The organism is Streptomyces durhamensis (assembly GCF_000725475.1).
In the GTDB taxonomy this organism is placed as follows: domain Bacteria; phylum Actinomycetota; class Actinomycetes; order Streptomycetales; family Streptomycetaceae; genus Streptomyces; species Streptomyces filipinensis.
The window spans coordinates 465,367-488,366 of sequence record NZ_JNXR01000007.1 but is presented as its reverse complement, the minus strand read 5'-3'; the positions used below and the strand labels follow the sequence as shown (position 1 = coordinate 488,366).

Sequence of the window (23,000 nt, the reverse complement as noted above, 5' to 3'; positions counted from 1 at the left end):
TTCGGCGATGTGCTGTTAACCGTTTGTTGCATTCCGGTTGGGCGGAACCTCGGAATGGCTTCCTAGCGTCTTCGGCGTGCCAGCAAGTGCTACGAAGTCCCTGCGGGTCGCCGTCCTCGCCGATTCCGACACCCGGTGGAAGTGGGGCGCGCTCACCGCGCAGCGCCTCGCCCCCGCCGACGCCGAGATCCGGCTCGACGGCTACCTCCTGCGGGGACGCGCCACCCCCACCGCCCGCCAGCTCACGGAGGTCGGCGTCCGGGCGGACTCCCTGCGTGAGGTCACCGGCGTCGAGTTCCTGCGCGCCATGGACGAGGCGTCGTACGACGTCCTCGTCCTGGCGCTGGTCGGCGGCGGGGTCCAGGCGATGCTGCACGGGCTGCGCGCCGTCTGGGCGGGCGCCGGCAAGCGTCCCGTCGTCGTCACCGGCTACGTCGGGGTCGTCTACGAGAAGCTCGCCGACGGGCTGCTGCTGCGGCACGGCGCGGACCTCGTACTCGCCAACTCCCGCCATGACGCGGACCGTTTCCGCGCCGTGTACGAGGGCGTGGGCGCCGACGCCTCCTCGGTCACCGAGGTCGCGCTGCCCTTCCTCGGCGGGGCGCCGTACGCCGGTGAACACGAGCCGTCTGCGAAGCAAGGGCGCAGGCCCTACACCGTGGTGTTCGCCGCCCAGCCGTCCGTCCCGGACAGCCGCAAGGACCGTACGTACCTGCTCAACCGGCTCATCGAGCACGCCCGCAGGCACCCCGAGCGCGAGGTGCTGCTGAAGCTGCGCTCCAAGCCGGGCGAGCACACCACCCACATCGAGGAGCTGCCGTACCAGAAGCTGGCGCAGGGCAGGCACCTGCCCGCCAACTTCCGCCTGGTCTACGGCCACATGGGTGAGGTCCTGGACCGTACCGACCTGCTCGTCACCGTCAGCTCCACGGCCGCCTTGGAGGCCCTGCACCGTCGTATCCCCACGGTGGTCCTGACCGACCTGGGCGTACGCGAGGTGCTCGGCAACCACCACTTCACCGGCTCCGGCTGCCTCGCCTCCTGGGACCAGCTGGATGCCGGGCACCGGCCGGTGGCCGACGAGGAGTGGGTGGCCCGGCAGGGCGTGGCCGCCGACGGCACCTACGAGACCGCGTTCGACACCGCCCGCGAGCGCATCGCCAAGCTGCTGGACCGCCCCGGCGGCCTGCCGCCCCTGAACCCCTACTACACCCCCGAGACCGCGCCCGGCTATCTGCCCGGCATCCTCGCCCGGCACCACCTCGGCCCCGACGGCGTGCCGCTGCCCGGCGCGCCCGCCGCCGACAAGGAGCCCGGACCGGTCCGCCAGATCGTGCGCCGCGCGGCGCGTGGCGCCTACCGCCACGGCGTGCAGCGGGTCGCCCCGGTGATCCGGCGGATGGGCGAGCTGTGACCTTCCAAGGGACCATCCAAGGAGACCCCATGTCCAACCCGGAAGCGGGCCCAGGCGCTGCGGTGCGCCGGGTGCTCGCGGTGATCCCCGCCCGCGGCGGCTCCAAGGGCGTGCCCGCGAAGAACCTCGCGCCCGTCGGCGGTGTCCCGCTGGTGGCGCGCGCGGTGCGCGAGTGCCGGGCGACCCGGCTGGTGACCGACGTCGTCGTCTCCACCGACGACCAGGCCATCGCCGCCGCCGCCCGGGAGGCCGGCGCCGAGGTCGTGCTGCGCCCCGCCGCCATCGCCGGGGACACCGCCACCTCCGAGGCCGCGGTCCTGCACGCCATGGACGCCCACGAGGCGCTGCACGGCGCGGCGGTCGACGCGGTCCTGCTCGTGCAGTGCACCAGCCCCTTCATCGTCCGCGAGGACATCGACGGGGTGGCCGGCGCGGTCGTGGAGAACGGCGCGGACACGGCGGTGACCGTGGCCCCCTTCCACGGCTTCGTCTGGCGCGAGGCCGACGCCGGGGCCGAGGACGGGGTGGGCGTCAACCACGACAAGTCCTTCCGCCCCCGCCGCCAGGACCGCCCCCAGGACTTCCTGGAGACCGGCGCCGCCTACGCGATGGACGCGACGGGCTTCCGCAAGCACCAGCACCGCTTCTTCGGCCGTACGGAACTCGTCCGCACCGACCCCGCCCGGGTCCTGGAGATCGACGACCCGCACGACCTGGCCCGCGCCCGCGCGCTGGCCCCCCTCTTCGACGCGGACCGCCCCGGTTCGCTGCCCACCTACGACGACATCGACGCCGTAGTCCTCGACTTCGACGGCACCCAGACCGACGACCGGGTGCTGATCGACTCCGACGGACGGGAGTTCGTCTCCGTGCACCGAGGCGACGGCCTCGGCATCGCGGCCCTCCGCAGGAGCGGCCTGAAGATGCTGATCCTGTCCACGGAACAGAACCCTGTGGTCGCCGCCCGCGCCCGGAAGCTGAAGCTTCCCGTGCTGCACGGCATCGACCGCAAGGACCTCGCGCTCAAGCAGTGGTGCGAGGAGCAGGGCATCGCGCCGGAGCGCGTGCTCTACGTCGGCAACGACGTCAACGACCTGCCCTGCTTCGCCCTCGTGGGCTGGCCGGTGGCGGTCGCGAGCGCCCACGACGTCGTACGCGGCGCCGCACGCGCGGTCACCACGGTCCCCGGCGGTGACGGCGCGATCCGAGAGATCGCCAGCTGGATCCTCGGCCCCTCTCTCGATTCCCTCCCCAAGTAAGGAAATCTCCCCCATGAGCAGCAACTCCCGCATCCGTACGTTCGGTTCGCGCGAGGTCGGCCCCGGCCGTCCCGTCTACATCTGCGGCGAGATCGGCATCAACCACAACGGTGAGCTGGAGAACGCGTTCAAGCTGATCGACGTGGCCGCCGAGGCCGGCTGCGACGCGGTCAAGTTCCAGAAGCGCACCCCGGAGATCTGCACCCCGCGTGACCAGTGGGACATCGAGCGCGACACCCCCTGGGGCCGGATGACCTACATCGACTACCGCCACCGCGTGGAGTTCGGTGAGGACGAGTACCGCCAGATCGACGAGTACTGCAAGGAGAAGGGGATCGCCTGGTTCGCCTCCCCGTGGGACACCGAGGCCGTCGCCTTCCTGGAGAAGTTCGACGTCCCCGCCCACAAGGTGGCCTCCGCGTCCCTGACCGACGACGAGCTGCTCCGCGCCCTGCGCGCCACGGGCCGCTCGGTCATCCTCTCCACCGGCATGTCCACCCCGAAGCAGATCCGCCACGCGGTCGAGGTCCTGGGCTCGGACAACATCCTCATGTGCCACGCCACCTCCACCTACCCGGCGAAGGCCGACGAGCTGAACCTCCGCGTGATCAACACGCTGGAGAAGGAGTACCCGAACGTCCCGATCGGCTACTCCGGCCACGAGACGGGCCTGCAGACCACCCTCGCCGCGGTCGCGCTCGGGGCGACCTTCGTCGAGCGCCACATCACCCTCGACCGCGCGATGTGGGGCTCCGACCAGGCCGCCTCCGTCGAGCCGCAGGGCCTCACGCGCCTGGTCCGCGACATCCGCACCATCGAGGCCTCCCTCGGTGACGGCGTCAAGAAGGTCTACGACTCCGAGCTCGGCCCGATGAAGAAGCTGCGCCGCGTCGCCGGCGTCGTCGCCGAGGCGGAGATCGCCGCGGCGGCCGGCGAGCCGGTCTCGGTGTGAATCCAGTTCACTTACGACGGGACGGTCGTACGCCGATGAGCCCCCGCGCCGGTCACGCCGGCCACCCTCCTCGCACGCTCGCCTTCGTGGAGAGCCCGGTCCAGCTGCTGAACGTGCTGGAGTGGGCGCATCTGCAGGGGCTGCGGGGCACGGACCCGGACCCGTTGCCCGGCACGGACCCGCTTCCGTCCGTGCCGGCGCAGGTACGGCGGACGGTGGCCGGCGACGACCCGTCGCCGGCCGGCGCGGAACTCACGGTCGTCGTCCTGGCCCCGACCGACCCCATGACCCGGGGCCAGCTGCGCCGCATGGCGGACCTGGCCCGGGACGAGGGGTACCGGGTGCGCTGGCAGGAGGCGCGGGGCGGCCCGGCGGCCCCCTTCCAGACGATCGGCGGCCTCGCCGGCGCCCTGCGGCGTGCGGACCGCATCGTCATGGGAGACCCGTTCTCCCGCTACGTCCAACTGCTGCTGACCATCACCCGGGCCCGTGACCTGGTCGTGGTGGACGACGGCACGGCGACGATGGAGTTCGTCGCCCAACTGGCCCGGGGTGAACGGCTGGTCCGCTGGCACCGCAAGGGCGGCCGTCCCGGGGCGCGCGACCTGCTCTTCGCCCCGGTGTCCTCCTCGGCCCGCCGCCGTCTGACGCCGAACGCCCGCCGCCGGGTCGAGGTCTTCTCCTCCATGCCGGTGACGGAGACACCGGAAGGAGTGCGGGTCACGGCCAACGACTTCTCCTGGACCCGCGCCCGCTTCGGGCCGCCGCGCATCACCAGGGGCGCGGACATGGTCGGCACGTCCCTCGTGGAGACGGGGGTCGTGGACGGTGACCGCTACCTGGACGCCGTCCGCAACCTGGCCAAGGCGCACGGCGCGACCCGCTACTTCGCCCACCGCCGCGAGAGCACGGACAAACTCCACCGCCTGGCCGTCGAGACGGGCCTGGAGATAGTGCGCCCGGACCTCCCCCTGGAGCTGATCGCGCGGCGGGGCCCGATCGGCCGTACGATCCTCAGCTTCCCGTCGACGGTCGTCCACACCCTGCCGCTGGCCCTGACCGGCACCGGCGTCCGCGTCGCCGTCTGCGACATCGACCCCACCTGGCTCACGGAGAAGGCCTCCCCCCGCGCCCAGGGCTTCCTGTCCGGCGTGACGGGCACGGCCCGCGACATCCACCGCCTGACGACCATGACAAGCCTGGCCTAAGAGGCTGTCTCTCAAAGGAGGGCCTGCCGAGGCCCGCTTGTTCATCAAACGTCTCAGCCGTACTGCGGGGCACGGGCGGAGTGCGGTCCTCTCGGCCATGCCACACGGACGTGGACCGAAGGCTCCCGCCGTACTGCACCCGCTGGCGGAACAGGTACGTGAAGAAGGCAGGGGCCCAGCGGGCCGTGCGCGCCGAGGCCGTGACGGAGCTGTTCGACACGGAGTGAGCACGTGGCCGCCGGGCCGGTGCGTGGCTCAGCTCACCGCGCGCTTCACCAGTGCCGCGATCTGCTCCTCCGCCTCGGGCGTCACCTCGGTCAGGGCGAAACCGGCCGCCCACATCGTGCCCTCGTCCAGCTTCGCCTGGTCGCTGAAGCCGAGCGTGGCGTAGCGCGACTTGAACTTCTCCGCGCTCTGGAAGAAGCAGACGACCTTGCCGCCCAGCGCGTACGCGGGCATCCCGTACCAGAGCTTCGGCGCGAGATCCGGGGCCGTCGAGGTGATCACGGCGTGGACGCGCTCGGCCATGATCCGGTCCGAGTCCTGCATCTCGGCGATCTTCGCGAGCACGTCCTGCTCCGCCTGCGCCGCCTTCTCGGCGGGTGAGCTGCGGCGGGCCGCCGTCTTCAGCCCCCGGGCGTGCTCCTTCATCGCGGCCCGCTCCTCGGCCGTGAATCCCTCGTACGCACCGCTGTCGGCACCGGCCATGGCAGATTCCCCCTCGGATCTCGCTCGGATCTCGCTCGATCGTCGCTGCACGGATCTTGGAATCGGACCCTAGCCGGGGTCACCGACCACGGCAGGAGGAATGAAGCAGTCCGCCACCGCCCTCTTCCGGCCCTCCGGCTACGGCTTCCGGACCAGCACGAACGCCCGTGGCCACTTCTCCTCCCCGGACGTCTCCCGGCGTACCGTCGCCACCAGCTCCAGGCCCGCCTCGGTGAGCAGGCCGGTGACCTGGTCCGGCGTGCGCCAGTAGTAGTCGAGGTCGATCGTGTGGCCGAACCGTTCCGGCAGGTGCAGGCGGCCGGGTTCCGGGGTGGTCTGGAAGGCGAGGAGGGCGTGGCCGCCGGGGAGCAGGGTGCGGTGGAATTCCGCGAAGACCGCCGGCAGGTGGTCGTCGGGGACATGGATCGTCGAGTACAGGGCGAGGATGCCGCCCAGGGTGGCGTCCGGCAGGTCCAGGGCCGTCATGGAGCCGATGTGGAAGCGCAGCCGTGGGTAGGTCTCGCGGGCCAGCCTCACCATGGCGGGGGAGAGGTCGACGCCGAAGGCCGGGACCCCCAGCTCGTCCAGGAGCGCGGTGACGTGGCCGGGCCCGCTGCCCAGGTCGGCGACCGGCGCCGTACCGGCTCGCCCGACCAGCTCGGCGAAGGTGCTGATCAGGGTGCGGTCCAGCGGATGCCAGTCACCGGCCGGGAACTGGGCCGCGTAGTCCTTGGCGATCGTGTCGTAGGAGGAGCGGGTCGTCTGGAGGAAGCGCTCGGTCGCGTCGGTCACGTGTGCGGACCCTAGCGGGACGCGGGCCGCGCTGGGGTCCGGTTCGTGGACATGGCGAGCGTGACTGCGCCAAGGCATGGTATCCGTGGAAGGAGGAAACAAAGGTTTTACCCCTCAGAGTCCGCCGCCATGCGTCCGCCGGTCAGATTTTCTTCCCCTAACGGGCTGAACTTTTGTTGATCGAGGGGTAGTTGACCGGTCGGGCGTCCTACCCTTCAGAGGGTGAAGCAATTGATGTCCCTAGAGTCCGAGGCCGGCCTCGCGGGGGATGTGCTCCCCGGCGTGCTGAGCGAAGCCCTGCACGCCGAACTCGTCGCCTTCCGTCGCGACTTGCACATGCACCCTGAGCTGGGCAATCAGGAGTTCCGTACGACCGCCGCGATCAAGGAGCGGCTGGAGCAGGCGGGGCTTCGCCCACGGGTGCTCGCCAAGGGGACCGGACTCGTGTGTGACATCGGGCTTGCGGAGGGTGAGCGGTCGTCCCTCCCGCTGCTCGCGTTGCGCGCGGACATCGACGCCCTGCCCATCCCGGACACCAAGGCCGACTGCCCGTACCGGTCGACCGTGCCCGACCGGGCGCACGCCTGTGGCCATGACGTCCATACGACCGTCGTACTCGGCACGGGCCTGGTCCTCGCCGACCTGCACGCCAAGGGGCTGCTGCCCCGGCCGGTGCGGCTGGTCTTCCAGCCCGCCGAGGAGGTGCTGCCCGGAGGAGCCCTGGACGCCATCGAGGAGGGGGTGCTGAAAGGGGTCGGGCGGATCCTCGCCGTGCACTGCGACCCCCGGGTGGACGCCGGGAAGATCGGTCTGCGGCACGGCGCGATCACCAGCGCCTGTGACCGGCTGGAGATCGCCCTCGACGGGGCCGGCGGGCACACCGCCCGGCCGCATCTGACCACCGATCTCGTCACGGCCGCCGCCCGCGTCGCCGTCGACGTGCCCGCGCTGATCGCCCGCCGCGTCGACACCCGGGCGGGCCTCGCCCTCACCTGGGGCCGTATCGAGTCCGGCCACGCTCCGAACGTGATCCCGCAGCACGCCGAGCTGTCCGGAACCGTGCGCTGCCTGGACCTGGAGGCCTGGCGGGACGCCCCCGACCTCGTGCACGCGGCCATCGACGAGGTCGCCACCCTGCACCGGGCCAAGTCCGAGATCACCTACGTGCGCGGCGTACCGCCGGTCGTCAACGACCGCGAGTCCACCGAGCTGCTGCGCCGGGCCATGGTCGCGCGGCGCGGCCGGGACGCCGTGGAGAGCACCGAGCAGAGCCTCGGCGGCGAGGACTTCTCCTGGTACCTGGAGCACGTGCCCGGCGCCATGGCCCGCCTCGGGGTGCGCCGGCCCGGCGAGCGCACGGTGCGCGATCTCCACCAGGGCGACTTCGACGCCGACGAGCACGCGATCACGGTCGGCGTGGAGATGTTCACGGCGGCGGCCTTCCTGGAGCCGAACGGGGTACAGGGCTGAGCGGGCGGCCCCCGGAGGCGGACCCCGGGGGCCGTTCCCCTGGGCGGCGCAACACGCTCGCAAGCCATTCGCACACGGTGCGCAACAACGGCATGAGAGGGCTGAGAGCGCGAGTTCAGATGCTGTTTGCCTCGAATCGATAACGGCTTCGAGAGGGGGTTTTTTGCGACATCTACGCGCGTTACGATGCCGCGAAGCCGACGCCGACGGGGCGTTCCGGCCCGAGCACTGGCATGGTGCTCACATCAAGCGCCTATGCGGCGCTCAGGTCAGGTGAAGGAGCCTTCCCGTGCGCCGGGTAGCCAAGCTTTCCGCTGCGTGTATCGCGACCGCAGCTCTCGCCGTGACTGCCACAGCCTGTGGCAGCACCTCCTCCGACAACAACACCGGTTCGTCCTCCTCCTCCGGCGGCGGCAAGGGTGTCAAGATCGGTCTCGCCTACGACGTCGGCGGCCGTGGTGACCGTTCCTTCAACGACTCCGCCGCGCGCGGTGCCGACAAGGCCGTGAAGGACTTCGACGGTTCCGTCAAGGAGCTGACCGCGAAGACCTCGGACACCGAGGCCGACCGCGAGCAGCGTCTGTCGGACCTGGCGGACGCGGGCTACAACCCGATCGTCGCCGTCGGCTTCTCCTACGCCCCCGCCGTGACCAAGATCGCCGCGAAGTACCCGAAGACCAGCTTCGGCATCGTCGACTCGGTCGTGGACGGCAAGAACGTCAACAGCATCACGTTCACCGAGGAGCAGGGCTCCTACCTGGCCGGTGTCGCCGCCGCGCTGAAGACCAAGAAGGACCACGTCGGCTTCATCGGCGGTGTCGACAACCCGCTGATCCAGAAGTTCGAGGCGGGCTACGTCCAGGGCGTGCACGACACCAACCCCAAGGTCAAGGTCGACGTCCAGTACCTGTCCCACGGCCAGGACTTCTCCGGCTTCTCCAGCCCGGACAAGGGCCAGCAGGCCGCGCAGGGCATGCTGGACAAGGGCGCTGACGTGATCTACACGGCGGCCGGCTCCTCCGGCAACGGCGCGATCGAGGCCGTGCACGGCGTCAAGGGCGCCTGGGGCATCGGCGTGGACTCGGACCAGTACAACATCCCGGGTCTGGCCCAGTACAAGAACTCGTTCCTGACCTCCATGGTCAAGAACGTCGACGTCGGTGTGTACGACTTCATCAAGTCCGTCAAGGACGGCAAGCCGCTGACCGGCAACAACGTCTACTCGCTCGCCAAGGGCGGTGTCTCGCTCGCCACGAGCGGCGGCTTCATCAAGGACATCCAGCCCAAGCTGGACGCCGCGAAGAAGAAGATCGTCGACGGCCAGATCAAGGTCAAGACCCACCCGTGACCTGACGGATCCGGTCGCCCCGGCCGGCCGGATCCGATCGGTCCCGGTTGACGGATCCGGTCGGCTCCGGCCAACGGAACCGACCGGCCCGTCGGACCTCGGCTCGGCGAGGGAACGCCGTCCCAACGGCCCTCGCCGAGCCATAACAATGTGTCAACTCTACGCGTGTAGCGCGGAGTTGCCGCGCTAGCGTCGCCGACGCCTGCCACCTCCCCTATGCAGCCCCTTTCCCCGAGGAGAGTGCGCCATCAACGCGTCCAGCCCTCCCGCTGCCGTCGAACTGCGCGGCATCACCAAGCGTTTCCCCGGCGTCGTCGCCAACCGCGACATCGACATCACGGTCCGCACGGGCACCGTCCACGCCCTGTGCGGTGAGAACGGCGCCGGCAAGTCCACCCTGATGAAGATCCTCTACGGCATGCAGCAGCCGGACGAGGGCACGATCACCGTCAACGGCGAGCAGGTCGTCTTCCACAACCCCGGCGACGCCATCGCCCGCGGCATCGGCATGGTGCACCAGCACTTCATGCTCGCCGACAACCTCACCGTGCTGGAGAACGTCGTCCTCGGCGCGGAGAAGCTGTACGGCATCGGCGGCAAGGCGCGCGCGAAGATCAAGGAGATCTCCGACGCGTACCACCTGAACGTCCGCCCCGACGTCCTCGTGGAGGAGCTGGGCGTCGCCGACCGCCAGCGTGTGGAGATCCTCAAGGTCCTCTACCGCGGCGCCAAGACCCTCATCCTGGACGAGCCGACGGCCGTGCTCGTGCCGCAGGAGGTCGACGCCCTCTTCGACAACCTGCGCGAGCTGAAGGCCGAGGGCCTCACCGTCATCTTCATCTCCCACAAGCTGGGCGAGGTGCTCTCCGTCGCCGACGAGATCACCGTCATCCGGCGGGGTACGACGGTCGGCACCGCCGAGCCGTCCCGCACCACCCCCAAGCAGCTCGCCGAGATGATGGTCGGCAGCGAACTGCCCACCCCGGAGACCGCGGAGTCCACCGTCACGGACGTCCCGATGCTCAAGGTCGAGGGCCTGCACCTGGCGCAGACCGACCTGGACGGCGTCGAGCGGATCATCCTGGACGAGATCTCCTTCACCATCCACAAGGGCGAGGTCCTCGGCATCGCCGGCGTGGAGGGCAACGGCCAGTCCGAACTGGTCGAGGCGATCATGGGCATGCGCCACCCCGACGCCGGCGTGATCACCCTCGACGCCGCCGACATCTCCCACGCCGCCACTCGCCGCCGCCGCGAGGCCGGCATCGGCTACATCCCCGAGGACCGCCACCGCCACGGCCTGCTCCTTGAGGCCCCGCTGTGGGAGAACCGCATCCTCGGCCACGTCACCGAGAAGCCCAACTCGCGCGGCGGACTGATCGACATCAAGGCGGCCCGCGCCGACACCGAGCGGATCGTCCAGGAGTACGACGTCCGCACCCCCGGCATCGACGTGACCGCGGCCTCGCTGTCCGGCGGCAACCAGCAGAAGCTGATCGTCGGCCGCGAGATGAGCCACAACCCCAAGCTGCTCATCGCCGCCCACCCCACCCGCGGTGTGGACGTCGGCGCCCAGGCGGCCATCTGGGACTACATCCGCGAGGCCCGCCGCGAGGGCCTGGCCGTGCTGCTGATCTCCGCCGACCTGGACGAGCTGATCGGCCTCTCCGACACCCTGCGGGTGATGTACCGCGGCCGTCTGGTCGCCGACGCCGACCCCGCCACCATCACCCCCGAAGAGCTGGGCTCCGCCATGACGGGTGCGGCCACCGGCCACCTGGAGCACACAGAGGACGACGAGCGATGAACAAGCTGACCTCACGGATCGACAAGGAGCGGCTGTTCCTCGGCATCGCCGCGCCGGTGCTGGCGATCGTCGCCGCGCTCGTCGTCACCGCCCTGGTGATCCTCGCGACCGGCAAGAACCCCGGTCCCGCCTTCAACGACATGCTGACCTACGGCTTCGCCAGCGACAGCCAGGTCTACATCCTGAACAAGGCGACCACGTACTACCTCGCGGGCGTCTCGGTGGCCATCGGCTTCCGGATGAACCTGTTCAACATCGGCGTCGACGGCCAGTACCGGCTCGCCGCGTTCTTCGCCGCCGTCCTCGGCGGTGCGCTGACCCTGCCCGGCTGGCTCTCCGTCCTGCTGATCCTCATCTGCGCGATGGCGACCGGCGCCCTGTGGGCGGCCATCGCCGGTGTGCTCAAGGTGACCCGCGGCGTCAGCGAGGTCATCTCGACGATCATGCTGAACTCGATCGCCACCGCGATCATCGCCTACCTGCTGCAGCCCGGAAAGCTGGCCCAGCTCCAGCAAGGCGGCACGGTCGTCGCCACCAAGCCGCTGCCGTCGGCCGCGCACTTCTTCACGATCAACACCGGCCCGGCCGGTGACCTGTGGGGCTTCATCTTCGTCGCCGTGATCGTCGGCATCGCGTACTGGTTCGTGCTCGGCCGCACGCGGTTCGGCTACGACCTGCGCACCGTCGGCCAGTCCGAGAGCGCGGCCACCGCGAGCGGTGTGTCGGTGAAGAAGATGATCGTCACCAGCATGATCATCTCGGGTGCGGTGGCCGGTCTGATCGGCATGCCGACCCTGCTCAACGACAGCTACCAGTTCAGCAGCGACTTCCCGGCCGGCATCGGCTTCACCGGCATCGCCATCGCGCTGCTCGGCCGCAACAACCCGGTCGGTATCGCGCTCGGCGCCCTGCTCTGGGGCTTCCTGGAGCGCACCACCAACCACCTGGAGTTCCAGGGCTACGACAAGGAGATCCTCGGCGTCATCCAGGGCGTCATCGTGCTCTGCGTCGTCATCGCCTACGAGGTCGTACGCCGCTACGGCCTCAAGCGCCAGCAGCAGAAGGTCGGCGCCGAACTCGCCGCCCAGGCCGCCGCCACGACCAAGAAGCAGGAGGTGGCGTGATGACTGCCACGATGACCGACGCGCCGCCGCCCGCGGCGCCCAAAGCGGCGGGCGCGCCGCAGCGCTCCGGCCGTTCCTGGGGCCAGGTTCTCCTGCTCATCGCGGGTGCGCTGCTGCTCCTGGGCGCGATCCGTATGATCACCGGCTCGCAGGACCTCGACTCCGCCGGACAGGTCAGTGCCGCCGTCGGCCTCGCCGTGCCGATCGGTCTCGCCGGTCTCGCCGGCCTGTGGTCCGAGCGCGCCGGCGTGGTCAACATCGGCCTTGAGGGCATGATGATCCTCGGCACCTTCGGCGCGGGCTGGATCGGCTGGCAGACCAGCCCCTGGCTCGGCCTCCTGGCCGGCATCGGCTTCGGTGTCCTCGGCGGCCTGCTGCACGCCGTCGCCACCGTCACCTTCGGCGTCGACCACATCGTCTCCGGTGTCGCGATCAACCTGCTCGCGCTCGGCGCCACCCAGTACCTCGCCAAGCTGTTCTTCGCCGGTGGCGCCGCGGCCGACGCGGGCGGCAACCCCAAGCAGTCCCCGCCGGTCGCGGCCCTGCCCGACGTCACCGTGCCCGGCCTCTCCGACGGCCTGCACTCGATCGAGAACCACCACTGGTTCCTGGTCTCCGACCTCGCCGGCATCATCGGCGGCCTGGTCACCCACCTGTCCGTGGTGACGGTCCTGGCCGCGGTGCTGTTCGTCGGCAGCTGGTGGATCCTGTGGCGCACCCCGTTCGGCCTGCGGCTGCGCTCCTGCGGTGAGAACCCGACCGCCGCCGAGTCGCTCGGCGTCAACGTCTACTCGTACAAGTACGCGGCCGTCGCCGTCTCCGGCGGCCTCGCCGGCCTCGGCGGTGCCTTCCTGGCCCTGGTCACCTCGCACACCTACCTGGAGGGCCAGACCGGCGGCCGCGGCTACATCGGTCTCGCGGCGATGATCTTCGGCAACTGGCGTCCGGGCGGCCTGGCGATGGGCGCGGGCCTGTTCGGCTACTCCGACGCGCTCCAGCTGCGCAACGGCGGCACCACCGTCCACGCGCTGCTGCTCGTGCTGGTCGTGCTGCTCGTCCTCATGGCAGGCTGGAAGCTGTACCGCACGTCGCTGTGGCAGGGCGGGATCAGCCTCGTCGTGGCCGCGCTGGTGCTGGTCTGGTACCTGTTCACCGACACGGTCCCGAGCGACTTCGTGGGCGCCACCCCGTACGTCGTCACCCTGCTCGTGCTGTCGCTGTCCGCGCAGCGCCTGCGGATGCCGAAGGCGGACGGCATGCGCTACCGGAAGGGCCAGGGCAAGTGACCCGGCACGCCGAGTTCGACTGGGAGGCGCTGCGGGAGGTGGCGCGGGAGGCGATGACCCACGCGTACGCCCCCTATTCCGGCTTCCCGGTCGGCGTGGCGGCCCGGGTCGACGACGGCCGCACGGTCACCGGCTGCAACGTGGAGAACGCCTCCTACGGCCTCGGCCTGTGCGCCGAGTGCGGCCTGGTCTCGGACCTGCAGCGCACCGGCGGCGGCCGTCTGACCCACTTCAGCTGTGTGGACGGCGAGGGCGCCCTGCTGGTCCCGTGCGGCCGCTGCCGCCAGCTGCTGTACGAGTTCGGCGGCCCGGACCTCCTCCTGGACACCCCCGCGGGCGTCCTGACGCTGTCCGAGATGCTGCCCCAGGCCTTCGGCCCGGAGAACCTCACCAAGTAACGCCGTACGGCCCCCCTGACCCGCATCCGCGCAGGGGGGCCGTACACCTTCGCACCTCCCGGAAGGAAGCCATCAGCCATGGCCATGGACGCCATCTCCGTCATCCGCGCCAAGCGGGACCGCGGCGAGCTGACCGACGCGCAGATCGACTGGGTCATCGACGCGTACACCCGCGGCGAGGTCGCCGACTACCAGATGGCCGCGCTCAACATGGCCATCCTGCTCAACGGCATGAACCGCCGCGAGATCGCCCGCTGGACGGCCGCCATGATCGCCTCCGGCGAGCGCATGGACTTCTCGGCGCTGTCCCGCCCGACGGCCGACAAGCACTCCACCGGCGGCGTCGGCGACAAGATCACCCTGCCTCTGGCCCCCCTCGTGGCGGCCTGCGGCGCCGCCGTCCCCCAGCTCTCCGGCCGGGGCCTCGGTCACACCGGCGGCACCCTGGACAAGCTGGAGTCGATCCCCGGCTGGCGCGCCCTGCTCTCCAACGAGGAGATGCTGCACGTCCTGGACACGACGGGCGCGGTGATCTGCGCGGCGGGCGACGGCCTGGCCCCGGCGGACAAGAAGCTGTACGCGCTGCGTGACGTCACCGGCACCGTCGAGGCCATTCCTCTGATCGCCTCCTCGATCATGTCGAAGAAGATCGCGGAGGGCACGGGTTCGCTCGTCCTGGACGTGAAGGTGGGCACGGGCGCCTTCATGAAGACGATCGAGGACGCCCGTGAGCTCGCTTCGACGATGGTCGGCCTGGGTACCGACCACGGCGTGAAGACGGTCGCGCTCCTGACGGACATGTCCACGCCGCTCGGTCTGACGGCGGGCAACGCGCTGGAGGTCCGCGAGTCGGTCGAGGTCCTGGCGGGCGGCGGCCCGGCGGACGTCGTGGAGCTGACCGTCGCGCTGGCCCGCGAGATGCTCGACGCGGCGGGCGTCAAGGACGCCGACCCGGCGAAGGCCCTGGCCGACGGCTCGGCGATGGACGTGTGGCGCCGGATGATCGCGGCGCAGGGCGGCGACCCGGACGCGCAGCTGCCCACGTCCAGGGAGCAGCACGTGATCAAGGCCCCGTCCTCCGGAGTCCTGACCCGCCTGGACGCCTACGACATCGGTGTCGCCGCCTGGCGCCTGGGCGCCGGCCGCGCCCGCAAGGAGGACCCGGTGCAGGCGGGCGCGGGCGTGGAGATGCACGCCAAGCCGGGCGACACGGTGACGGCGGGCCAGCCGCTGCTGACCCTGCACACCGACACCCCGGAGCGCTTCGAGTACGCGCTGCAGGCGGTGGCGGGCTCGTACGACATCGCGGCGGCGGGCACGGACTTCACGGCGACTCCGGTGGTGCTGGAACGCATCGCCTGACCAGGGGATTCGTCGTCCGGCTGAACGGGATCGGTGGACCACCACCGGTCCCGTCCGGCGTTCCCGGAGAGCTCGCGCGGCCGTTCGGCACGGCGATCGGATCCGGCGGGCTTCCCGTCGACGGGCCCGCCGTCAGCCCAGCACCGCCGCCACCCCCGCCAGCACCGGTACCGACACGGCCGTCGACAGCAGGATCGACTCGCGGGCCAGGGCCTCGGCCACCCGGTAGCGGCCGGCGTAGGTGAACAGGTTCTGGGCGGCCGGGAGGGCCGAGGTCACCACCACGTCCAGCAGGGGCGCGCCGTGCAGGCCGAAGACGCACCTCGCCAGGGCCCACGCCACGGCGGGCTGCCCCAGCGACTTCAACGCCACCGACAGCAGGACCGGGCGGCGGTCCCTGCCCCGGCCCGGTACCGAACTGCCGTGCAGGGACATGCCGAAGACCAGCAGCGCCGCCGGGACGGACATGTCGCCGATCAGTATCAGGGGGTTCAGCAGGGGACCGGGGACGTGCCCGCCGGCCGCCGACACCACCACCCCCGACAGCGAGCCCACCGCTATCGGATTCCGCAACGGCGTCAGCACACGACGCCACACCGTGCCCTTCTCACCCGTGCCGGACAGGTCCAGCACGGTCAGTGCGACCGGGGTCACCAGGACCACCTGGAACAGCAGCACCGGCGCCACCAGGGACGCGTCACCCAGGACGTACGCCGCGATCGGGATGCCGAGGTTGCCGGAGTTGACGTAGCCGGAGCACAGGGCACCGATGGTCGTACGGCCCACGCCCCAGCGTCGCAGCACGCCGACCGCCACGAAGACCCCGGACACGGCGGCCGTGCTGAGCGCCGTCACCAGCAGCCGCGCGGAGAAGAGGACCGAGAGGTCGGCCCGGGCGAGGGTCGTGAACAGCAGGGCGGGTCCGGCCACCGTGAAGGCCAGCCGGGTCAGCACCTCGGCGCCCTGAGTGCCGAGCGTCCCGCGCCGCCCGAGCACATAACCCACCCCGATGACGACCGCGATCACCGCGAACCCGCTCAGCACCCCCGTCACGGGGCCAACCCTCCGGCGCCGGGCAGCGGGCGGTCAATGTGATCTCCGTCCGGGCGGCCCCGATGAGTTACACCCGGCCCACCGGTCTACCGCACGTGGAAGCCAAGGAACCCGCCGTGCTCGTGCTGCCCGGCCCCGTCACCCGTGACGAGGTGGCGGGGTTGTGCGCCCAGGTGCGGGAGTTGCTGGCGGGCAGCGGCGCCCGCGTCGTCGTATGCGATCTGGGCGGGCTGGGGCCCCCGGGACTGGCCGTCGTGGACCTGCTGGCCCGGCTGGCCCTGGCCGCCCGCCGGGCCGGCGGGCGGATCCGGCTGCGGGACCCCGATCCCGCGCTACCCGCCCTGCTCGACCTCGCCGGCCTCCGCTTCCAGGTGGAGGGGCAGGCCGAAGAGCGGGAACCAGCGCTTGGTGTCGAGGAAGCAGTGGAAACCGGTGATCCGGCCGTCTGACAGCTCCAGCGCCTGCACCGCCCAGGGCACGAACCCGCCGTTCTCCGGGTCCGGCTTGTAGTGCGCGAAGCCCGGCAGGCCGTTGACCTGCACCGGCAGCAGACGGGAGCCGGCGCAGGAGGCGCCGAGGGTGGCCATGAAACCCGTGATGTCGGCCTGGCCGCGCAGCCACAGGTCGAACGGCGGCATCGTCATGACGGCGTCCTCGTGGAGCAGCGCCGTCAGCGCCGTCATGTCGTAGCCCTCGAAGGCCTTCACATAGCGCTCCAGGAGCTTTCGCTGCTCCTCGTCGAGCGGGTCCGAGACCGCGCCCTCGGGGCTCGCGTCCGCGCGCTCGGCGAGCGTGGCCCGCGCCCGCTGCAGCGCGCTGTTGACCGAGGCGACGGTGGTGTCCAGCAGCTCGGCGACCTCGCTCGCCTTCCAGGCCAGCACCTCGCGCAGGATCAGCACCGCCCGCTGCTTGGCCGGCAGTTGCTGCAGGGCCGCCATGAAGGCCAGCCGGATCGACTCCTTCGCGACGGCGGCCTCCGCCGGGTCGCCGACCGTCGGCAGCACCCGCGCGTCCGGCACCGGCTCCAGCCAGGTGTGGTCCGGGCGGGGGGCCAGCGCCGCCTGGGCGAGCGGCGTCGACTCGGTGAGGTCCATCGGCCGCGCCCGCTTGTTGCCCGCCGTCAGCATGTCCAGGCACACGTTCGTCGCGATCCGGTACAGCCACGAGCGCAGGCTGGAGCGGCCCTCGAACTTGTCGTAGCTCCGCCAGGCCCGCACCAGGGTGTCCTGCACCGCGTCCTCGGCCTCGAAGGAGGAACCGAGCATCCGGTAGCAGTACCCGGTCAGCTCGGTCCGGTGCTTCTCCAGTGCGACGTCGAGGTCCGCCGTCGCTGTACTGTCGCCCATCGTCCACCCACCCCTGCGGCTGTGCCTCAGGCGCTGCTTCGCGCCCATTCGGAAGCTACCGCAGGGGACTGACAACGGCCCCCCGGATGGGAAGACGTGCAGGTCGGACGGGTGGCCAAGAACGCGGGGGTGCGGCCCGACGGCGGGTGCGGCGGCGTCGTGGTGGTTCGCGCGGTCCCGCGCGCCCCTGACGGGGCGCCTCAGTGCGCGTCGGCCACGAGTGAGCGCCGGGCCGCCACCCGGGCCGCACGTGTGCCCAGCACCGTGATGGTGACCACGCCGACCACCGCGAGCAGGCCCACCGCCACCGTGCCGCCCCAGCCGTCCGCGCGGAACGCCGTCGCGCCGACCGTGCTGCCGACGCTGGAGCCGATGTAGTACGCCGACTGGTACAGCGCCGAGGCCTGGGCGCGGCCGTGGGCGGCCGTCCTGCTGACCGCCGAGGAGGCCACCGCGTGGCCCGCGAAGAAACCCGCCGTGATCAGGACCAGGCCCAGCAGGACCAGCGGCAGCGAGGGCGCCACCGAGAGCAGCAGGCCCGCCGCCGTCGTACCGCCCGCCAGGTACAGCGCGCCCCGGCGGCCGAGCCGGCCCACCAGACGGCCGGCCGTGGACGCCGACACCGTACCCACCAGGTAGACCAGGAAGATCGAGCCGATGATGCCCTGCGGCAGCCCGAACGGCGCGCCCGTCAGCCGGTAGCCGATCACCGTGTACACACCGCCGAACACCGTCATGAACAGCGCGCCGATCGCGTACAGGCGCCGCAGCAGCGGGTTGGCCAGGTGGTCACGGACCGTGCCGAGCAGGACGCGGGGCCGCAGCGAGCCCGCCCTGAAGTGCTTCGGGGCCGGCAGCAGCAGCCGGAACGCCACCGCGCACACCACCGCGATCACACCGATCACGCCGACCGAGACCCGCCAGCCCCACTCCTGGGCCACCCAGCCGGTGATCACCCGGCCGCTCATGCCGCCGACGCTGTTGCCCGCGACGAACAGGCCGATCGCCGTGACCAGCGCCTTCGGCCGGACCTCCTCGGCCAGATAGGCCTGCGCCGAGGCCGGCAGACCGGCCAGGGCCGCGCCCTGCAGCGCCCGCAGCGCCACCAGCGCGCCGATCGACGGGGCGAACGGCACCAGCATGCCGACCGTGACCGCGACGGCCAGCGAGGCCGTCATCACCGCACGGCGCCCGAAACGCTCCGACAGGGCGCTCATGGGCAGCACGAACAGCGCCAGTCCGCCGGTCGCGGCCGCCACGGTCCAGCTCGCCTCGCTCGCCTCGACCCCGAACTCGCCGGAGATCAGCGGCAGCAGGGCCTGCGTGGAGTAGAGGAGGGCGAACGTCGCGACTCCGGCGAGGAAGAGGGCGAGGCTCATCCGGCGGTAGCCGGGGCCGCCCGGGCTCATACGGGTGTCGGAACCGGTGGAGTCGACGGAAGGGACGTGCGTGGCGGCGTCCACGGTGGTGGACGCCCCGGTACTGGCGGGAGACATGCCTCGACCGTAGGAGGACCTCTTTCATCCGTCCAATGCATGAACTCGCCATAATCGTTCCCATGGCGCATCAGCAGAGCTCACAGGCCCGCCTGTCACCATCCGGTGACACAGAAGACACGTCCGAGATGTCGCGGGTGCTCGCCCCGCGCCTCGCGTACTTCGCCGGCGTGGCCCGCACCGAACACGTCACCCGGGCCGCCCACGAGATGAACGTCCCCCAGTCCACCCTCTCCCGTGCGATGGTCCGCCTGGAGCAGGACCTCGGCGTCGACCTGTTCGCCCGTCACGGCCGCACGGTCTCCCTGACCCCCGCCGGCCGCACCTTCCTCTCCTCCGTCGAACGCGCCCTCGCCGAGATCGAGCGGGCCGCCGAGGAGGTGCGCGCCGACGCCGACCCGGCCACCGGCAAGGTCGCCTTCGGCTTCCTGCACACCATGGGCGCGGAGACCGTGCCCGGGCTGCTGCACGCCTTCCGCGCCGACCACCCGCGCGTCCGCTTCAGTCTGGTCCAGAACTACGGCGAGGCCATGCTGGAAGGCCTGCGCGCCGGAGAGCTGGACCTCTGCCTCACCTCACCCGTCCCCGACGCCCCGGACCTGGTCGCCCGCCGCCTGGACGAGCAGAAGCTCCGCCTGGTCGTCCCCGCCGACCACCGCCTGGCCACCCGCCGCCGCATCCGCCTCGCCGAGGCGGCCGAGGAAACCTTCGTCACCCTGGAACCCGGCTACGGCCTGCGCCGCATCTTCGACGCGCTGTGCGGGGAGGCCGGCTTCCGGCCGAGGGTCGCCTTCGAGGGCGAGGAGGCGGAGACCCTGCGGGGCCTGGTGGCGGCCGGGCTGGGGGTGGCTCTGCTGCCGCCGCCGACGGTTCCGAGGCCGGGCGTGGCCGAGTTGGCGGTGACGGCCCCGAGGGCGGTCCGCGAGATCGGTGTCGCCTGGCTGGCCGACCGCCCGGACACCCCGCCGGTGGCCGCCTTCAAGAGGTTCCTGCTGTCGCGAAGGGGCAACCTGCTGCCCACGTGAGGGCCGGCTGAGGGAGGGCTCTACCGTCTCAACGACCGGCCGAACCCCGCGGCCAGCGGCATCCGCAGACCGATCGGCGGCGGAGCGGCGAGCGCGTCCTCGACGGGGCGGGACACGGAGTGCCCGAACAGCGCCCCCATCGTGAAGTCGACCGTCAGCGAGGCGACCTCGTCCCGGTGCCCGTGCAACCCGTGGCCGTCGGAGTGCACTTCGAAGCGGCACACCTCCCGGTTCGCCTTCTTCGCCCGCGCCGCGAAACGGAACGACAGCTCGGGGTCGGTGCGTTCGTCGTTCGTGCCGTGCACGATCAGCACTCGCCGGCCCACGAGCTGCTTCACCGGCTCGGCAGGCGCGGCCACGTCCTCCTCCGGTAGCCAAGGGGCCAGCGCGATCACGGAGTTGACGGCCTCATGCCCGCCGGCCCGCAGCGCCGCCCGTCCGCCCATGTCCACCCCGGCCAGGCACACGGGAACGTCCCCGTACCGCCGTACGACCTCGTCGGCGGCCCACTCGGCGTCCATCGCCAGGTGCGCCTCGCTTCCGTTCCAGCCCCGGTAGCGGTACCGCACGGTGTGCACGGCCAGCCCCTCGGCCCGGCCCGCGCGCGCGATGCGCCGGCCCAGCGAGCGCAGCGCGATCGTCGCACGCACGGGGGACGGCCTGCGGGCGGAGACCTCCTCCCCGCCGGGGAGCAGCAGGACCGCTCCGCTCACCGCCGTCGGCACCGGGCCGACCGCCTTTCCCAGCCCGGCCGTTCGGACCGGTGTCGCTTGCTGTCCCATGACAGAACAGTGTCAGAAGGGTCGGTGGACGAAACCCGTACGCGCGGTCACCGTTGCGTATCGACGGGAAAGCGCCGGAAAAGTGCTGTGAAAGAGCCGTCGCGTTCACCGGTCCCTCTACGCGCGTAGGAGTTACAGTGCGGAAATGACGAGCCAGACTGCACCGACCGGAACCGTTCCGGCGAGTGTCCCGGCGCACGTTCCGACGCCGGACCAGATCCGCCGGGCGCCCAAGGTTCTGCTGCACGATCACCTCGACGGCGGGCTCCGCCCGGGCACCGTCGTCGAACTCGCCCATGAGACGGGCTACTCGCACCTTCCCGAGACCGACCCGGACAAGCTGGGCATCTGGTTCCACGAGGCCGCCGACTCCGGCTCGCTGGAACGGTACCTGGAGACCTTCCAGCACACCGTCGGCGTCATGCAGACCCGGGAGGCGCTCGTCCGGGTGGCCCGCGAGTGCGCCGAGGACCTCGCCGAGGACGGGGTCGTCTACGCCGAGGTCCGGTACGCCCCCGAGCAGCACCTGGACGGCGGGCTGGCCCTGGAGGAGGTGGTCGAGGCCGTCAACGAGGGGTTCCGGCAGGGCGAGCGGCTCGCCCGCCAGGACGGCCGGCGCATCCGGGTCGGCGCGCTGCTGACCGCCATGCGGCACGCGGCCCGCTCCCTGGAGATCGCCGAACTCGCCAACCGCTACCGGGACTCGGGCGTGGTCGGCTTCGACATCGCCGGTGCCGAGGCGGGCTATCCGCCCACCCGGCACCTCGACGCGTTCGAGTACCTCAAGCGCGAGAACAACCATTTCACCATCCACGCCGGGGAGGCCTTCGGACTGCCCTCCATCTGGCAGGCGCTGCAGTGGTGCGGGGCCGACCGGCTCGGGCACGGCGTGCGGATCATCGACGACATCGAGGTCCGCGAGGACGGCTCGGTGCGGCTCGGCCGGCTGGCGTCGTACGTCCGCGACAAGCGCATCCCGCTGGAGCTGTGCCCCAGCTCGAATCTGCAGACCGGGGCCGCGCCCTCCTACGCCGAGCATCCGATCGGGCTGCTGCGCCGGCTGCACTTCCGGGCCACCGTGAACACCGACAACCGGCTGATGTCGCACACGAGTATGAGCCAGGAATTCGAGCGGCTCGTCGAGGCGTTCGGTTACACGCTCGACGATCTGCAGTGGTTCTCGGTCAATGCAATGAAATCGGCGTTCATTCCTTTCGATGAACGGCTTGCGATGATCAATGACGTCGTCAAGCCCGGATATGCGGAGCTGAAATCCGAATGGCTGTTTCAGTAAACGGCCTCCACCAGCGGTTCTTCCGGTTCGGCGGGATAAATGCGGCTCGCACGGGGCGCGGCTTGTGAACAGGGGTTCACAAGCCGTCCGCATTTCGGTGTTTGCGGCGGGCGAGCGGGCGTGTTTACGGTCAAGGACCGTTCATCGTTTTTGTTCCGTCCCCTCATGGCAAGGACGCATTTCCCATGAAGCACTCTGCTGCCAGGACTCTCGGTGTCGCCGCTCTCGGTGCCGCCTTCGCCGCCATCGGCGCGGGCGCGGCCAACGCGGCCCCGGCCCTGCCGGACACCGCCCCGGCGCTGGACAACGTCACCAGGACGCTGCCGGCCGAGAACGTCGGCGCGGCCCAGCCGGGTGCCGCCGACGCCCTCACCCGGGGGCAGGACGCCCTCGGCGCCGGCGTGGCCGCCGCGCAGCCGGCCGTCGAGAGCGCGCTGAAGCAGGGAGCGACCGGGCCGGTGCACAGCCGTCTCGGCGGACTGCCGGTGCAGGACCTGCCCACGCGCGGCCTGCCCGTGAACGGGGTGTCGCTCGGCTGACGCCGACCGCCGTACGACGCCGACGGGCGCCCCGGTCAGATCCGGGAGCGCCCCGACGGCGTTCCGGGCACGGCGGTGACCGCCACGGGGTCCACCGCCTCGACGGTCACCAGGCGGTGCGCGTCTTGTCCTCCGCCGGGAGCAGGATCCACAGCGCTATGTAGAGCAGGAACTGCGGGCCGGGCAGCAGGCAGGACAGCAGGAAGATCACCCGCATCGTCGTGGCGGAGGTGCCGAAGCGCCGTGCCAGCGCTGCGCACACTCCGCCGATCACGCGGCCGTGGGTGGGACGGGCAAGGGCGCTCATGTCGACTCCTCCGTGGTCGTCGGTTCGCTG

General features: G+C 71.3%; 22 protein-coding genes. 15 read left to right on the top strand and 7 right to left on the bottom strand.

Features of this window, described 5'->3' with window-relative positions; all coding sequences use genetic code 11:
• Nucleotides 1-76 precede the first annotated feature (76 nt).
• Genes IO33_RS0113245 through IO33_RS0113230 form a run of 4 tightly spaced genes read left to right on the top strand, consistent with a single transcriptional unit; the run spans nucleotide 77 to nucleotide 4,833 of the window.
• Nucleotides 77-1,414: a DUF6716 putative glycosyltransferase gene (locus tag IO33_RS0113245; protein WP_031164070.1), complete on the top strand. Its 1,338-nt coding sequence runs from the start codon at nucleotides 77-79 to the stop codon at nucleotides 1,412-1,414.
• Nucleotides 1,415-1,443: 29 nt separating this feature from the next.
• On the top strand, nucleotides 1,444-2,673 hold the full coding sequence (locus IO33_RS0113240; protein ID WP_031164068.1) for an N-acylneuraminate cytidylyltransferase: 1,230 nt from the start codon (nucleotides 1,444-1,446) through the stop codon (nucleotides 2,671-2,673).
• A 13-nt stretch (nucleotides 2,674-2,686) separates the two neighbouring features.
• Nucleotides 2,687-3,625 carry an N-acetylneuraminate synthase family protein gene (locus IO33_RS0113235; protein ID WP_031164066.1) on the top strand — a complete coding sequence of 313 codons (939 nt, stop codon included), beginning with the start codon at nucleotides 2,687-2,689 and terminating at the stop codon, nucleotides 3,623-3,625.
• Between the two features lie 35 nt (nucleotides 3,626-3,660).
• On the top strand, nucleotides 3,661-4,833 hold the full coding sequence (locus IO33_RS0113230; RefSeq protein WP_031164064.1) for a hypothetical protein: 1,173 nt from the start codon (nucleotides 3,661-3,663) through the stop codon (nucleotides 4,831-4,833).
• 255 nt (nucleotides 4,834-5,088) lie between these two features.
• Here IO33_RS0113230 and IO33_RS0113220 read toward each other — a convergent pair whose 3' ends face one another.
• Nucleotides 5,089-5,541, bottom strand: coding sequence for an iron chaperone (locus IO33_RS0113220; RefSeq protein WP_031164061.1), 453 nt, complete (start codon nucleotides 5,539-5,541; stop codon nucleotides 5,089-5,091).
• Nucleotides 5,542-5,679: 138 nt separating this feature from the next.
• On the bottom strand, nucleotides 5,680-6,333 hold the full coding sequence (locus IO33_RS0113215) for a class I SAM-dependent DNA methyltransferase (protein ID WP_031164059.1): 654 nt from the start codon (nucleotides 6,331-6,333) through the stop codon (nucleotides 5,680-5,682).
• 234 nt (nucleotides 6,334-6,567) lie between these two features.
• Between IO33_RS0113215 and IO33_RS0113210 the strand changes: the two genes are divergently transcribed.
• From IO33_RS0113210 to IO33_RS0113180, 7 genes are all read left to right on the top strand, one after another.
• Complete coding sequence (locus IO33_RS0113210; protein ID WP_031164057.1) at nucleotides 6,568-7,803, top strand: M20 family metallopeptidase; 1,236 nt, start codon at nucleotides 6,568-6,570, stop codon at nucleotides 7,801-7,803.
• Nucleotides 7,804-8,092: 289 nt separating this feature from the next.
• Nucleotides 8,093-9,151 carry a BMP family lipoprotein gene (locus IO33_RS0113205; RefSeq protein ID WP_031164054.1) on the top strand — a complete coding sequence of 353 codons (1,059 nt, stop codon included), beginning with the start codon at nucleotides 8,093-8,095 and terminating at the stop codon, nucleotides 9,149-9,151.
• A 280-nt stretch (nucleotides 9,152-9,431) separates the two neighbouring features.
• Nucleotides 9,432-10,958 (top strand): ABC transporter ATP-binding protein, encoded by a 1,527-nt coding sequence (locus IO33_RS0113200; RefSeq protein WP_245235780.1) that lies wholly within the window; start codon nucleotides 9,432-9,434, stop codon nucleotides 10,956-10,958.
• Nucleotides 10,955-12,082, top strand: coding sequence for an ABC transporter permease (locus IO33_RS0113195; protein WP_031164051.1), 1,128 nt, complete (start codon nucleotides 10,955-10,957; stop codon nucleotides 12,080-12,082). Before IO33_RS0113200 ends, IO33_RS0113195 begins: the two co-directional genes overlap by 4 nt.
• Entirely contained in the window at nucleotides 12,082-13,368 is a 1,287-nt protein-coding gene (locus IO33_RS0113190; protein ID WP_031164050.1) for an ABC transporter permease, read from the top strand. The genes IO33_RS0113195 and IO33_RS0113190 overlap by 1 nt, the downstream gene beginning before the upstream one ends.
• Complete coding sequence (locus IO33_RS0113185; RefSeq protein WP_031164048.1) at nucleotides 13,365-13,766, top strand: cytidine deaminase; 402 nt, start codon at nucleotides 13,365-13,367, stop codon at nucleotides 13,764-13,766. Before IO33_RS0113190 ends, IO33_RS0113185 begins: the two co-directional genes overlap by 4 nt.
• Before the next feature lie 84 nt (nucleotides 13,767-13,850).
• Nucleotides 13,851-15,128 (top strand): thymidine phosphorylase, encoded by a 1,278-nt coding sequence (locus IO33_RS0113180; protein ID WP_031164045.1) that lies wholly within the window; start codon nucleotides 13,851-13,853, stop codon nucleotides 15,126-15,128.
• Nucleotides 15,129-15,260: 132 nt separating this feature from the next.
• On the opposite strand, the gene IO33_RS0113175 is transcribed toward IO33_RS0113180, so the two are convergent.
• Nucleotides 15,261-16,181, bottom strand: coding sequence for an AEC family transporter (locus tag IO33_RS0113175; protein ID WP_031164043.1), 921 nt, complete (start codon nucleotides 16,179-16,181; stop codon nucleotides 15,261-15,263).
• Between the two features lie 62 nt (nucleotides 16,182-16,243).
• Here IO33_RS0113175 and IO33_RS47225 point away from each other — a divergent pair, with 62 nt between their 5' ends.
• A complete protein-coding gene (locus tag IO33_RS47225) occupies nucleotides 16,244-16,630 on the top strand; it encodes an STAS domain-containing protein (protein ID WP_157857847.1) in 387 nt (128 codons plus the stop codon).
• Here the strand turns inward: IO33_RS47225 and IO33_RS0113170 are convergent.
• Together IO33_RS0113170 and IO33_RS0113165 are read right to left on the bottom strand one after the other, a co-directional pair.
• Nucleotides 16,514-17,527, bottom strand: a complete 1,014-nt coding sequence (locus IO33_RS0113170) for a sigma-70 family RNA polymerase sigma factor (protein WP_031164040.1) — start codon at nucleotides 17,525-17,527, stop codon at nucleotides 16,514-16,516. The two genes, IO33_RS47225 and IO33_RS0113170, sit on opposite strands and share 117 nt — an antisense overlap.
• A 200-nt stretch (nucleotides 17,528-17,727) precedes the next feature.
• Nucleotides 17,728-19,023 (bottom strand): MFS transporter, encoded by a 1,296-nt coding sequence (locus IO33_RS0113165; protein WP_031164038.1) that lies wholly within the window; start codon nucleotides 19,021-19,023, stop codon nucleotides 17,728-17,730.
• Nucleotides 19,024-19,085: 62 nt separating this feature from the next.
• Between IO33_RS0113165 and IO33_RS0113160 the strand changes: the two genes are divergently transcribed.
• Nucleotides 19,086-20,048 (top strand): LysR family transcriptional regulator, encoded by a 963-nt coding sequence (locus IO33_RS0113160; RefSeq protein WP_037685283.1) that lies wholly within the window; start codon nucleotides 19,086-19,088, stop codon nucleotides 20,046-20,048.
• A 20-nt stretch (nucleotides 20,049-20,068) separates the two neighbouring features.
• On the opposite strand, the gene IO33_RS0113155 is transcribed toward IO33_RS0113160, so the two are convergent.
• The gene (locus IO33_RS0113155) at nucleotides 20,069-20,830 is read right to left on the bottom strand and encodes an alpha/beta hydrolase family protein (RefSeq protein ID WP_031164034.1); all 762 of its coding nucleotides are present in this window, start codon (nucleotides 20,828-20,830) and stop codon (nucleotides 20,069-20,071) included.
• A gap of 145 nt (nucleotides 20,831-20,975) precedes the next feature.
• Here IO33_RS0113155 and IO33_RS0113150 point away from each other — a divergent pair, with 145 nt between their 5' ends.
• Together IO33_RS0113150 and IO33_RS0113145 are read left to right on the top strand one after the other, a co-directional pair.
• Nucleotides 20,976-22,124 (top strand): adenosine deaminase, encoded by a 1,149-nt coding sequence (locus tag IO33_RS0113150; protein WP_031164032.1) that lies wholly within the window; start codon nucleotides 20,976-20,978, stop codon nucleotides 22,122-22,124.
• Nucleotides 22,125-22,309: 185 nt separating this feature from the next.
• The gene (locus IO33_RS0113145; RefSeq protein WP_031164030.1) at nucleotides 22,310-22,663 is read left to right on the top strand and encodes a hypothetical protein; all 354 of its coding nucleotides are present in this window, start codon (nucleotides 22,310-22,312) and stop codon (nucleotides 22,661-22,663) included.
• A 106-nt stretch (nucleotides 22,664-22,769) separates the two neighbouring features.
• Here the strand turns inward: IO33_RS0113145 and IO33_RS0113140 are convergent, their stop codons facing one another.
• The gene (locus IO33_RS0113140) at nucleotides 22,770-22,970 is read right to left on the bottom strand and encodes a PspC domain-containing protein (protein WP_031164028.1); all 201 of its coding nucleotides are present in this window, start codon (nucleotides 22,968-22,970) and stop codon (nucleotides 22,770-22,772) included.
• Between the last annotated feature and the right edge of the window lie 30 nt (nucleotides 22,971-23,000).